10 protein-coding genes are annotated in these 12,681 nt (G+C 44.3%); 6 read left to right on the top strand and 4 right to left on the bottom strand.

What is annotated here, in order from left to right; genetic code table 11:
• The gene (gene thiC, locus LC653_RS11450) at positions 1 to 1,374 is read left to right on the top strand and encodes a phosphomethylpyrimidine synthase (RefSeq protein WP_229494590.1); all 1,374 of its coding nucleotides are present in this window, start codon (positions 1 to 3) and stop codon (positions 1,372 to 1,374) included.
• A gap of 377 nt (positions 1,375 to 1,751) precedes the next feature.
• Here the strand turns inward: thiC and LC653_RS11445 are convergent, their stop codons facing one another.
• On the bottom strand, positions 1,752 to 3,740 hold the full coding sequence (locus LC653_RS11445; protein WP_229494589.1) for a S8 family serine peptidase: 1,989 nt from the start codon (positions 3,738 to 3,740) through the stop codon (positions 1,752 to 1,754).
• Positions 3,741 to 4,228: 488 nt separating this feature from the next.
• Between LC653_RS11445 and LC653_RS11440 the strand changes: the two genes are divergently transcribed.
• Genes LC653_RS11440 through LC653_RS11430 form a run of 3 tightly spaced genes read left to right on the top strand, consistent with a single transcriptional unit; the run spans position 4,229 to position 5,899 of the window.
• Positions 4,229 to 4,813 carry a hypothetical protein gene (locus LC653_RS11440; RefSeq protein WP_229494588.1) on the top strand — a complete coding sequence of 195 codons (585 nt, stop codon included), beginning with the start codon at positions 4,229 to 4,231 and terminating at the stop codon, positions 4,811 to 4,813.
• A 46-nt stretch (positions 4,814 to 4,859) separates the two neighbouring features.
• Positions 4,860 to 5,201 carry a DUF8820 family protein gene (locus LC653_RS11435; protein ID WP_229494587.1) on the top strand — a complete coding sequence of 114 codons (342 nt, stop codon included), beginning with the start codon at positions 4,860 to 4,862 and terminating at the stop codon, positions 5,199 to 5,201.
• Between the two features lie 11 nt (positions 5,202 to 5,212).
• Positions 5,213 to 5,899, top strand: a complete 687-nt coding sequence (locus LC653_RS11430; protein WP_229494586.1) for a DUF6745 domain-containing protein — start codon at positions 5,213 to 5,215, stop codon at positions 5,897 to 5,899.
• A gap of 128 nt (positions 5,900 to 6,027) precedes the next feature.
• On the opposite strand, the gene LC653_RS11425 is transcribed toward LC653_RS11430, so the two are convergent.
• Complete coding sequence (locus tag LC653_RS11425; RefSeq protein WP_229494585.1) at positions 6,028 to 7,875, bottom strand: vWA domain-containing protein; 1,848 nt, start codon at positions 7,873 to 7,875, stop codon at positions 6,028 to 6,030.
• A 297-nt stretch (positions 7,876 to 8,172) separates the two neighbouring features.
• Here LC653_RS11425 and LC653_RS11420 point away from each other — a divergent pair, with 297 nt between their 5' ends.
• Complete coding sequence (locus LC653_RS11420) at positions 8,173 to 8,532, top strand: Rieske (2Fe-2S) protein (protein ID WP_229452053.1); 360 nt, start codon at positions 8,173 to 8,175, stop codon at positions 8,530 to 8,532.
• A gap of 162 nt (positions 8,533 to 8,694) precedes the next feature.
• On the opposite strand, the gene LC653_RS11415 is transcribed toward LC653_RS11420, so the two are convergent.
• Complete coding sequence (locus LC653_RS11415; RefSeq protein ID WP_229494584.1) at positions 8,695 to 9,228, bottom strand: Hsp20/alpha crystallin family protein; 534 nt, start codon at positions 9,226 to 9,228, stop codon at positions 8,695 to 8,697.
• 540 nt (positions 9,229 to 9,768) lie between these two features.
• Between LC653_RS11415 and LC653_RS11410 the strand changes: the two genes are divergently transcribed.
• Positions 9,769 to 10,626, top strand: coding sequence for a glycosyltransferase family 2 protein (locus LC653_RS11410; protein ID WP_229494583.1), 858 nt, complete (start codon positions 9,769 to 9,771; stop codon positions 10,624 to 10,626).
• Positions 10,627 to 11,294: 668 nt separating this feature from the next.
• Here LC653_RS11410 and LC653_RS11405 read toward each other — a convergent pair.
• The gene (locus LC653_RS11405; RefSeq protein ID WP_229494582.1) at positions 11,295 to 12,602 is read right to left on the bottom strand and encodes a CO2 hydration protein; all 1,308 of its coding nucleotides are present in this window, start codon (positions 12,600 to 12,602) and stop codon (positions 11,295 to 11,297) included.
• Positions 12,603 to 12,681: the final 79 nt, after the last annotated feature.

Genomic DNA, 12,681 nt, shown 5'->3' with positions numbered 1-12,681 from the left:
ATGCGGACAGAATGGGTTGCTAAACGACGTGGGCAGAGTAATGTATCTCAAATGCACTACGCCCGCCAAGGTGTTATCACCGAAGAAATGCACTACGTCGCCCAACGCGAAAATCTCCCTGCTGATCTCATTCGTGAGGAAGTGGCGCGGGGACGAATGATTATCCCAGCTAATATAAATCACACTAACCTAGAGCCGATGGCTATTGGCATCGCCTCTAAATGTAAGGTAAATGCTAATATCGGCGCTTCCCCCAACTCTTCTAATCTTCAGGAAGAAGTTGATAAGCTGAATCTGTCCGTGAAGTACGGTGCTGATACCGTAATGGATTTGTCCACAGGCGGCGGTAATTTGGATGAAATTCGTACCGCCATCATCAAGGCTTCACCTGTTCCCATTGGTACAGTGCCAGTATACCAAGCTTTAGAAAGTGTCCACGGCACAATCGAAAACCTGACTGCTGATGATTTTCTCCATATCATCGAAAAGCACGCCCAGCAGGGGGTAGACTATCAAACTATCCACGCAGGGATTTTGATTGAGCATTTGCCCTTGGTGAGAAACCGCATCACTGGTATTGTCTCTCGTGGCGGTGGTATTTTGGCACGGTGGATGCTACATCACCACAAACAAAACCCGCTTTATACCCACTTCCAAGATATTATTGAGATTTTCAAAAAGTACGATGTCTCCTTCAGTTTAGGAGATTCCCTGCGTCCTGGCTGCACCCATGATGCCTCAGATGAAGCACAATTAGCTGAATTGAAAACCCTTGGACAGCTAACTCGCAAAGCCTGGGAAGATGATGTACAGGTGATGGTGGAAGGGCCTGGACACGTCCCAATGGATCAAATTGAGTTCAACGTCCGTAAGCAGATGGAAGAGTGTTCTGAAGCACCTTTCTATGTTTTGGGGCCATTGGTGACAGACATTGCTCCCGGTTATGACCACATCACTTCAGCCATTGGAGCAGCGATGGCTGGATGGTACGGTACTGCAATGCTGTGCTATGTAACACCCAAAGAACATTTGGGTCTACCAAATGCCGAAGATGTGCGGAATGGGTTGATTGCCTATAAAATAGCGGCTCATGCGGCTGATATTGCTAGACATCGCCCTGGTGCAAGGGATAGAGATGATGAACTTTCTAAGGCGCGTTACAACTTCGATTGGAACCGTCAGTTTGAATTATCACTCGATCCAGAAAGAGCTAAGGAATATCACGATGAAACTCTGCCAGCAGATATCTATAAAACTGCTGAGTTTTGTTCGATGTGTGGGCCTAAGTTCTGCCCAATGCAAACTAAGGTTGATGCTGATGCGCTGACAGAATTAGAGAAGTTCTTGGCGAAAGAGGCTGTGACTCAAAGTTGACAGATTAGACCTCTTGCAAAAGTAACCCAACCTACACACTACACACTTTAAGGCTTTTGGCGCTAACCCAAGCGTATTGCACCCTAACCCCTTCTCCCAACATGGGAGAAGGGGTTATATCATGTCCGCATAAATAGTTATGCTAACCACGATCATTACACCCCACCCCCAACCCCTAAGAGCCTGCGGGGAACTCGGGGCCCCCTCTGGGGATTAGGGGCAGGGAGACAAAGCACAGCTTTGGCGGGGTGGGGTTCTTCGGGTTTAATAAGTAATCAAGCGGACATGATATTAGGGGATAAGGGCAACTCTACAACGCTTTTTCTTACCTAACTTTTACCTTAAGTTGACATCAATGCACAGCTGTGCATCCCTACTCAAAATCCAATTTCAATGGTCAAGCTGCGAATTTTTCCTGTATCTCCTTCAGCTTTATCTGCAACTTCCAGAGTCCAGGTTCCTTGGGGACTTTTACCTTTAAAGGCAGCAAGTTTAGGGGTGTTTACTTCGTCATAAGTTGTTTTAATATTATCTGTAGCTCCACCCTGGCGATCGTGCAGATTTATGGGAAGTATGCCTATTTGCACTGGAGGAAGGAGAGTAACTATAAGATCCCCAATATAAGTATGCTCGATATCTACATTAACTTTGATGGATTTTAGGAGGGTGGTATTAGCGATCGCCAACGACAATGTTGATATCTGCAAATCGTTAATTGGGATATCTTGAACTGCCTTGAATATGCTGATGGGTGATGTTTCAGGTGGCTTGGCCAATTCTACAGCTTTGAGAGCATTCATTCGACCGTAACCGTAGAAAGGGCTACGACCATTGGCATCATATTTACCTCCAGCTTGATCAATGCGATCGCAAGAGCGTTTAATAATATCTCGCACTTCGTCCCAACGCAGATTTGGGTTTCTGGCAATAATTAGGGCTACTACACCTGCCGCACCCGGACAAGCACTGGAAGTTCCGCCGAATTGATTCGTGTAGTTGCCTGGGGCGTCACCCAGATTCCGATTACCCGAATTATAGCCAAGTACACCAGAGCGATCGGTTGTCCAAATTCCAGTAGTTTGAGAACTCTCACCATTGTTGCTGGGGAAGGCGCACCAGACCGCCTGACCAAAGTCACTGTAAGCGCTTCTCGTGCCGTAGTCGTTACAAGCTGCCACAGCAATCACCTTTTGGTAGCTGGCGTAGCCATCATTATCGACGCTTTCGTTACCATTGCCAGCCGCAAATAAAATTACACAGCCCTTGCCGTTGCGTCCCTTATTAATTGCAAAGTCCATAGCAAGGCGTGTGGAATCAGGCAGAGGTACTTTCTGGTTATGTACAGGATCGTTTCGCTCAAACCAAACACCGTCTGAGGGCCCCCAGCTACAAGAAATTACATCAGCACCATTTTGAGCCGCCCAAACAAAAGCATCTGCTTCATCTTGCGACCCTAGGGCCGAAGCTAAACGAATCGGCATCAGCTTTGCACCTGGTGCCACACCAGATGCACCAAAGTTGCCGTTTGCACAAGCTACTCCTGCACAGCCTGTCCCGTGGTTATTGTCGTTTCCCGGTCTGGGATTGTCAGTTTTACGTGTGACATCACGCGGGGCAACAATTTTTCCAGAGGAACGGAATTCTTCATGATCGAGATCCACACCGTCGTCAATAATTGCAATAATCGTCCCAGTGCCATCGCTCAACTTCCAAGCTGCCTCAACGCTGGCATGGGCATTAATTACCTTACCATTAATTGTTGTTTGCTTTAAGTGCCACTGCTGCGGGAAAACCTGACGTTGGCGTAACTCACGCACTAGTTCAGGATGGCACAGATCAACTGATTCTTCATTCAAAAGTCTTTCGGTGATGTCGAAGATGGCTATACCAGTATTTGCAGATGCACTGACAAAGTAAGCATTTGGTGCATATTCCAGTTGGCGTTTGATTGTTAAGTTGTAACGTCTTAAGACCTCTTGGCAGACCGTTAACTCTTCTTCGCTATGGAATTTAAGGAAGAGGTTTTCGGTGTAAATTATAGGTTGTTGGGATACTGGATCGACAAGAACACGTCCGGCAAATTGGACTTCAGGCTCTCTATTGAGAATTTTACGGGCGCGATCGCGCAAAGCCACACCTTCAGTGGGAACTTTCGCTCGCAAAATTTCTACACCCGCTTGCCGAAACCGCGTTGCTAACTCGAATTCATTAAGGATGTTGCGAGCTGTGGGTGATACCGGTGCGACTTCAAAGGGTCTTGCACCAATAAGAGCGCTGCGGCTTTCGGTACGCACTACAACGTGTTCGTCACTGATAGCAAGTTCATATTGTTGGCCGTTCTGCCCACCATAACGAACTTGAACCATAATTTTATCTCCTGGGATATTTGGAATATTACTATCTTAAAAATTGGGCATTGAGATGGGAAAAACCGCATCATGCGTTGTGTTCTTGCAGCGTGCGCTTGGCATTTACTTTTAGTTTATGGATGCTTCTAATTTCATATGCTATATAGGAATCGTATTTGATTTTGAAATTATCTACGTGGGCGGGGAGTGGGGAGTGGGGAGTAGGGAGTAGGGAATTAGGCTTTTCGAGCTGTACCGAGCTTTTTCAGAAATCAAATATTAGTCCTATATGTGTATTACGGTATTAAAAAGATACAGCTTAAACAGAATTTAATCTCTCTAAGTTCATATAACGCTTCGATTCGTCTTTCCAGAAAAGAGGCATTCAAGGTCAGGCTGTTTTACTAATCTTCAATATCAATAAAGGCGTATAGCTTGCATTGCAATGAAAGATTTGTATTCCATACCACTGAAAAACGCTATAACATCATTAGAACTTGAGAAAAATGTTTTATTTAGCGGCAGAGTATTTTCTACAGGCGTACTCTTTACCCCTGATTGCTGAAGTGAAATTTCAAAAAGACTACTTTTCTGAATATCCTGAACAAATTCGCGTTGGCGGCGATGCCTACGACGGGCTACGCCTACGCACTGCTGTATTCTACACTCGTAAGTCTGGGTACTATGCAATACATTACAATCAACCCAGGACTGTGGCAACAGGAGCAATTTTACAACTTAACGATGGTGCAATCGCAATTTTTCCAGGCGAACCCAATGAATCAGAACAGGCAACACTAACTCCAATTTACACACTACAACCAAATGGTTCGGTAGCAGTACCAACTGGGCTTGTTTTTATCCGCTTTGCTAAAGGCGTTGATGTGAAGTCGCAGCGCGAGGTAATTAATCGAGCGGGTTACGAAATAGTAGAAAGCCTTGACTATGCACCTCACACCGCTTGGTTGCGTGCCCAATCAGGTAATATTGCAGATGCGCTCGCCCGGATTCCTGAGTTAGAAGCGATACCTAAAGTTGAGAATATCGAACCTCAAATGCTTATGGAAAGAGGTTTGAGGCTAGGGCATTGATTTTTTTAGAAATGAGCCTAAAATTTTTAATAACCTATAAAATAAAATGTTTAACAACAGCAATAACTTCCAAGCTAACAAAGCTAGTGTTCTCTACAGACATGGCGACGTTCTGATCAGACGTATTGCTAGCTTACCTGTCGGCGCTGTGAGGCGTATAGGTGCTACTCTGGCTCATGGTGAAATCACAGGACACAGCCATCGCATTCAGCAATCTAATGCTGTTCAGTTGTGGGTACATGGTAGTGAACTTTTTCTTGAGGTTAAAGAAGCAAGTGCCACTTTAGTTCATGAAGAACATCGGGCGATTGAATTACCCCAAGGGCTTTACCGCGTCTGGAGACAACGTGAATATCGCCCTGATGCTTACGTTGAGGTGATGGACTAATGCTCAAGATCATGTCGAATGGACGTGTGCCGAATAAACAAGTTTTGCAGCGCCCAAACCAAAGCCACGAGCCTGTATCGGCTGAACACGCTCGAAAACTCATCCTTGAGCATCGCGCCTGGGATGGTATGCGTGTTTTAGGTTATCTGGATTTAAGCGGTGCGTTGAATCTTTACAATCTACCGGAAAATCTCACTTGTGAAAGTCTTGATATCAGCGACTGTGTAAACCTCACTACCCTTCCCCAAGGACTCCACGTCACTTATTGGATCGAGTTGGCCGGAAGTGGGATTACCAGTCTATCTGCGGGGCATGGTTTTGTCTTGCGCTGGCGAGGCGTGCAAGTGACGGATAAGATTGCCTTTGAATCCCAGTCTTTAACGGGGCAGGATATCCTCAATATAGAGAATGTTGAGTTGCGCCGCGTACTAATTGAACGTCTGGGATACGAGACATTTTTGCAGCAAGTGGGAGGGTTGATCCGCGATCGCGATCGAGACGCTGGTGGGGAACGTCAACTAGTCTACATTCCTTTTGAGGATGACGAGCCGCTTATGGTCTTGAAAGTCACTTGTCCATCCACAGGACATATTCATATTTTGCGTGTTCCCCCTCAGATGCGAAGTTGCCATCAAGCAGCCGCCTGGATTGCAGGGTTCAATAACCCAGATGATTATAACCCTGCGATCGAGGCGTAAGAGACTGACAAATAAAAAAGAAGGAAACTACTTGTTGTGGGTGGGGTGGGCATCTTGCCCGCCTTTGGTTACTGGGCGGGCAAGATGCCCACCCCACAAGATTGGATAATTTATTTCTTGGAAGTCCATTAATTGGTAGTGTTAGGTTGAACAAATCGCTTGATTTCACCACACGCAATATAAGATTTTCCATCAGGTGCTGTTTTGATTTCATCAACGACGTAAAGCATCCCTTCCTCACGAACCGATCGCGGAAAACGCATGTTCCAATCCGGTTCATATCCATCGGAAACCACCCTAGCGCGTAGCTTGCTGCCATCTTTGACACACTGAACAAGAATGGCATCCTTTACAGTGTCAGTTGTTGGGAGGTCGGCCGCAGTGGCAGGGGCTTTGGAGGCTTTGCCTGTGTTAGCTATATTTGATTGTCTAGGGGCAACGAAGATATCTGCTTCACCGGGTTGAGCAAAACGGGTGATACTACCACGTACACGGTAGAAAGTGCCATCGCTTGAAAGTTCCAGTCCTTCAACAACATAGCGGGCTGCCTCGGCACGAATGGCGCGGGGAAACTGGACATTCTTGGTTGAATCGTAGCCTTCGGACATGACTTTGACCCGCAGTTTACCCCCTTCACGAACGCAGTATAGTTCAACGCCTGAACCGACTTCATTTACAACTGGCATTGTGTACACATCATCGCCAGTAGTGACACCGCGACCCACCAGATCGCTGCGATTGCGCGTCATCGTCTGGTAAGTCTGATCCCGCATCTCTTTACGTCCGGCATTGCCTAGAGCTTTTTGGGCGATCCGACCCGCGAAATACTCAAGCTGATCGATTTCCTCAGCAATTTCAAAATTCTCGTTCAACCCTTTATCCCGCAAATCTTTCACAAGCGCCCGGAGGGTTTGTTCCGCTTCCTGATGTCTGCCATGTTCAGCTAGATCGAGAGCAGTCTCTTTGGCCTTAGCGATGGTGAGGCGACTCAGTTCCAAAATGATATGGCTCGTAGAGGCAAAAGCTGCTTCCTCAACGCTGCCAACTTTGGCGATGATATCTGCTGTGCCTGACACGCTTTGAATTAGGTCATCTTGCACAACATCGGCGCTGTAATGCAGTTTCATCACAGGTAGCTCACCAACTTGAGCGCTTGATATCTCCAAACTCAAACCAAGAAGTTTATCTTCGCCCTCGTAAAGCTCTCCCAAGGTGAGGATAGCTTGACCAGCGTCATTCTGACTAACTTTAGCAAGACTTAAGGTATCAACAAGGCTGACACCATCAGCCAACTCAAGTGTCACCTTGAGGTTCTGTCCCACTACTGCTCTAAGACTGTCTAGCTCAATACTAAACACTTCAGTTGCTTCGTCGATGCTCTGAATGAAATAGAAGTTGCCCGTGGCGGCCCTTGCCATACCAATCAGTAGGTCTTCATTAAAACCTTGAGCGAAACCTAAAGTAGTTGTGGTAATACCTTCCTCGGCTTTTTGCCCCGATGTCGCCGTGAGTGTCTTGGGGTCTTGAATGCCCATATTGGCGTGACCATCGGTAAGCAGGAGAACACGGTTGATTTTTTGCGGATCAAGTCGCGTCTTCACATGTTCACAGCCTTTGAGCCATCCCCCGGATAAGTTGGTAATACCGCCTGCTTTAACCTTGCGGATAGAATTTTTCAGTGCGCCCTTGTTAGTCACAGCCTGGGGTGGCACAACGCTGTCCACTTCATCGTCGTAAACAACTACTGAGAGAATGTCATCTGGCTCAAGTTGATCCACCACAGACTCAGCGGCTTTGAGTGCATGATGCAAGGGAGCGCCAGCCATAGAGCCTGAACGGTCAATTACAAGAGAAAGGTTAAGGTTACGTCGGGGAGATTCAGCTACCTCAGCCCGAAAACGTAGCAGAATATTAGTCTTTAATGAAGATCCTGCGGGGAGGATAGACTGGTCAAATTCGTAACTTGTCTTAATCATTTTTTATCTAGCTCAAAATTGTCTGGTATAAGCCACAAGCCCTATGATACGAGGATAGGAAGTGCTTCCTTTAGTTTACCCAGAAATCAGTTTATCCAGTGTAAAAATAGAATTTCATGTAACATTTTATAGTTATGATATTTTCCCACCGTAGGCAAAGCCCGTCGTAGCGATCACTATTTTGGGCAAATGTCATCTAGTGAGTTTATCCTTCCCCGCTCCCCAGTACTGAAAGGCGATCGCACTAGTCACAATTGCGAGAAACTGAAAGCAGATTAATTAGGAAAGGAGAACCTAATGAGTTGGACTAAAGTTCTTGCAGTAGAAGCACTTTCCCCAGGTACGCGACAAGTGGTGAAAGTTGGCAACCGGAAAATTCTGGTTTTGAACCACGAAAATCAGCTTTATGCTGTAGATAACAACTGTCCCCACTTAAAATTACCGTTGAAAAGTGGGAAAATCACTGAAGATGGGGCAATAGTTTGTACGTTCCATCGCAGTGCTTTTGATCTGCGGACTGGTGAGGTACAAGGCTGGTGTTCTTGGCCACCTGGTGTAGGTAAAGTACTCTCGATGGTTTCGCCACAAAAAGCATTGCCAGTATTTCCTATTCGTGTAGAAGAAGGCAGTATTTGGGTTGATGTGCAAGAGGAATAGCGCCCTTTCCCTGAATTTCTTGCAATATATTAGCCTATCTATTTTTTAGGAGTTAGGCGACAAAAACCCCAGCCGATAAGTTTAGCTGGGGTTTTTCTCAAAATGCAACTATTTCAGAGATATAGGAACTATTGAATCAGAGAGAACATTTTCTCAAGTCACTTAAACACTTTGTTGTGATGTAATGTTGGGTTGTGTATTACCATTGCCAGCTTCTATAGAAGCTGTACCACTTTGAGAGTGGCCTAAATTCACTTTGAATACCTTGTTTTGCTCTTGCTCCAGTTTAGGTAAAGTCAGAATTAAAATCCCATCTTTCATGTCTGCCTTAACTTGTTGATTCTGAACTTTGCTTGGTAGAGGGACTACTCTAGTAAAGTTGCCATACCGAAATTCAGAATGAACTTTAGCGTTAGATTCGGAATGTTTTTCGTAACGATGCTCACCAGCAATCGAAACTGCATCTTGAGTAACTTGAACATCCAGGTTTTTAGCTTCCACGCCTGGAATCTCAACTCTTAATACGAACTCTGAACCATTGTCAGATAATTCAACAGCAGGAACCCATGCTGTTCTCGGTGATGCAGAAACATCAGAGTTGCCGCGCTCGGCTGCTGTAAGCTCAGAGAAGAGTTGATCCATTTGACGACGTAGAATCTCCATTTCACGGAATGGTTCCCAACGAATGAGTGCCATATTTCAATCTCTCCTTAACTTTCTAATTGACTTTTGAGTAATCAAACTAAGTTTTAGGGGGATTTAGAGGTTTCAGATATTTAACCAATTATCAAACCTCTACTTTTTGAGAGAAGCTTTGTTTGCTTTGTTTGTTCTCTCTAGTAACTAATTTAATAAAAGAAAGATATCAAAAAAGTTGGGTAAACCGTACAGACATAAGTTGGATTTACCGTATCAACCAAAAAAAGGATGAAAAGCTTGAGAATAGTTGATGTCAAAGTATCTTTTTGCCGTAGCAATTGACTTATGCACAAGAACGACCAGCGAATTCTCCATTCATGAGCAGTGAATGCCACACTGTGGATAATAATGTATAGTTTATAACAAGCTTCATGAGAGCCATGTTCTTGTCGCAGACAAAGCTATTGTATAAACTGTATAGGACTTACGCAAAAAGGCAGTTGCGTTATAAATCTGTGCAAATGGGGAACACTATGATTAGAGATCAATCGTTTAAATTATTCTTTTGTTTGGAATACCCACAAGAGGCGCTTGTTAATGATTAGTATAATTACACCAGTTTATAACGGAGAGAAATTCATAGAATCTTGCATTCAAGTTGTCATTGACCAAAACTGTTTAGAAGTGGAGCATATCATTGTCGATGGAGGTTCAAGCGACAAGACAGTAGACATTATTAAGGATAAAGCCAATCAATATCCCCACATTCGTTGGATTAGTGAAAAGGATCGAGGACAATCTGATGCTATCAATAAAGGGATTGCTATAGCACAAGGACAGATTATTGGTGTTTTAAATGTTGATGATTTTTATGAAATAAACGTTCTTAACCGCATTTGTGAAATTTTCCAAACTTTACCAGAGCCTAGCTTAGTTGTTGGCAACTGTAATGTTTGCAATCAACAAGGTAAACTAATTTATATTAATAAGCCTAGCCGATTACGGAGGATTGATTTACTCTTAGAAAGGCGAGTTAATCAAGATGGAATTATCGATGCTTCTTTTCCAGTAAATCCATCTGCTTACTTCTATCACAAATCATTGCATCAGCAAATCGGACTCTATAAGGTAGAAGATCATTATGTAATGGATTTAGATTTTCTTTTGAAAGCGGTTAGATCATCTCATGTTAAATATTTCAATGAGATTTGGGGTAACTATAGATATTATCCAGGAACCAAAACATTTGATGATTCTGCTAGAGGAACCAGTTTGGTGCGAATTAAACAATTATTTAATGATTATATTAAAACACTATCCTTGATGGAGCGATCGCAAATTTGGTTAGCTCGGAACCTGAATTTTATTTTATTAAAAATCTTTTATTTTTCTAAGCATCCAGAACGATTACCTGAATCGATTAAGCAGCGATTAACTAAATCTAGTCGAACCTGATGAAATTACTTTTTACTTACAGCACTTTGCAACTAAATGAAGTACACACCTCACGAACCTTCCCCGATGTATTGGTGAGGGTGTGTGAGTAGGATACCTGATACTAATGCATTATCAGGCTACGGTCAACCAGGTTTTTATAAGGCTACTAACACTAGTGTTACTTGGGATTGTTCAAATACTAAGCTTATATCTGAGCTTTTGGAGAAATTCGGTTCTTGTCCAGAGCGTTTGACGGAGTGAAACCCAACAAAGCTGCGAAAATGTTGGGTTACCCTGCGGGAAGCCCCTTTGGGTCTACGTTCAATACGGTTCGGATAAGATCCCCCCGCCTGTGGCGACCCCTTTAAAAAGGGGGTAAAGGAGGAAATTAGCCCCCCAATTTATCGGGGAGCCAGCGCGGTCTTGGGGTCTCCCCAAGTGGAGCGACTGGCGTGGGTTGGGGGGATCTTCGCAGTGTAAACAAGCTAACCGAACCGTATTGGGTCTACGTTCCTCAACCCAACCTACTAGCACGTCAGCCTTAAAATATTGGGTTCAAAAAACCTAGAAAGTCCCAAATAAAACTATTCTATGATTACTCAACCCAACAAATTAAGCTTGCCGTGCTACTACATTGGAGTTATTTTTTAAACTTCACCGAACAGTATTGGGGTTGGGGGGATCTCTTATCTATAATCTTGCGTTTGAATACTCCCCAAACGAGCAGCATCACGAATGTTGTAGTCGGGTCGAGTAAAGCGATTTAGCTGCATTTCAAAAAAATCTCGATTGGCTTGTAAATGCTTGGGATTCGGATCATCTAATGGATATAAAAGTGCAGTTCGCAAGGCTTGAATTACCGCAGAAGTCACACAGTACATTGACCGTTGAAAACTAACTCCCAACTGAATCAACATATCTTCTTCACCCCGGCAATGTTGGCTGTAGTAATCAACAAGATATGGGGGCAAAAAATGCAACATATCTTGCATTAATAATGTGGGAGGAATGCCAGCAGTACCGACTGGGAATACATCAGCGTAAAGAATACCATAGTGAAAGTCTTTCTGGTCTGCCGGTACTTGACGCGCTTGAGCATTATAAGATTTTGTCCCTCGGAAGGGTGCGGTGCGGTAGAAAACAGCTTCTACATAAGGTAATGCTGCTTCATATAGCCACATAAAACCCTTGGATTTGGGGACAATTTCGTAGCATTCGCCACGAATATAAACGTGATGGTAAATGGGACGACCTGCGATCGCAAATATACCATTAACTAAGAAACTCATTGCCTCTGGGACGCTGCTAATGGTACCTTCGTCATAGCGATCGGACATTTCAAAGAACACTGGGGCCATGATTTCCCAGAATAAGCCCAGATTAGCGTAGTATGACATCTGGCGGCACTGTTCTAAAAACATATCGGGGAACAGCTTGTAAAGTCCCAGCATTACCGGGTTCCCTTGGAAGTAAGCTTTAATTGCCCTATCGGCGTTGGCTTTGTATTCTTCGGAATCTAGGTAAGGGTCAAATTGTCCACCCATCCCTCTATGCCACAACATCGCCCGCATACAAGCTTCAGCAAATTCCATGTTAATGCGATCGTGGAATAAGTGATGCAACAACTTGGGCATTTTGAAAGTTTCACCTTTCTCAATAAATGCCAAAAGTTCTGGATGTGCAGTAGCTTCGCCGCGCCAAATTCGTAAATCTGCATCATCGCCAGCGTAATGATTATGCAGTTCTAAATACTCTTTGGGTAAGAAGTATTTAAAGAAGGGAAGCGGGTTTAAAAATTCACGTTCAGCAATATAAAGTAGGTCACGCCAGTAAAAGTCCATCGGCACAGCATAAGCTTTGTATAAACCGATGATTTGCATTAAATTTTCTGGAGTATCAGGTAACATTGCACCGCCTGCTTCTAAGCGGTGAATTACTTCAGCAAATTCGTGCTTGGAAGGAGGTAATTTAATTGCTGTTTTAATTGCTGTCATGGTAATCGAAAATTGGTAGAGACGCGAGAAATCGCGTCTGGGGGATAGGTTTTGAGAGGTGATTTATCGCGTCTGGGGG

The sequence above is a fragment of the Nostoc mirabile CHAB5784 genome, assembly GCF_020829645.1.
Taxonomy (GTDB): domain Bacteria; phylum Cyanobacteriota; class Cyanobacteriia; order Cyanobacteriales; family Nostocaceae; genus Nostoc; species Nostoc mirabile.
Note: the sequence above shows the minus strand (reverse complement) of the source record. Positions and strands in the feature narration are given on the sequence as shown.

Bases quoted from the DNA above. Each gene is read 5' to 3' on its own strand.
- LC653_RS11405 (WP_229494582.1), bottom strand. From the start codon at position 12,602: ATGACAGCAATTAAAACAGCAATTAAATTACCTCCTTCCAAGCACGAA.
- thiC (WP_229494590.1), top strand. From the start codon at position 1: ATGCGGACAGAATGGGTTGCTAAACGACGTGGGCAGAGTAATGTATCT.
- LC653_RS11430 (WP_229494586.1), top strand. From the start codon at position 5,213: ATGTCGAATGGACGTGTGCCGAATAAACAAGTTTTGCAGCGCCCAAAC.
- LC653_RS11410 (WP_229494583.1), top strand. From the start codon at position 9,769: ATGATTAGTATAATTACACCAGTTTATAACGGAGAGAAATTCATAGAA.
- LC653_RS11435 (WP_229494587.1), top strand. From the start codon at position 4,860: ATGTTTAACAACAGCAATAACTTCCAAGCTAACAAAGCTAGTGTTCTC.
- LC653_RS11425 (WP_229494585.1), bottom strand. From the start codon at position 7,875: ATGATTAAGACAAGTTACGAATTTGACCAGTCTATCCTCCCCGCAGGA.
- LC653_RS11445 (WP_229494589.1), bottom strand. From the start codon at position 3,740: ATGGTTCAAGTTCGTTATGGTGGGCAGAACGGCCAACAATATGAACTT.
- LC653_RS11440 (WP_229494588.1), top strand. From the start codon at position 4,229: ATGTTTTATTTAGCGGCAGAGTATTTTCTACAGGCGTACTCTTTACCC.
- LC653_RS11420 (WP_229452053.1), top strand. From the start codon at position 8,173: ATGAGTTGGACTAAAGTTCTTGCAGTAGAAGCACTTTCCCCAGGTACG.
- LC653_RS11415 (WP_229494584.1), bottom strand. From the start codon at position 9,228: ATGGCACTCATTCGTTGGGAACCATTCCGTGAAATGGAGATTCTACGT.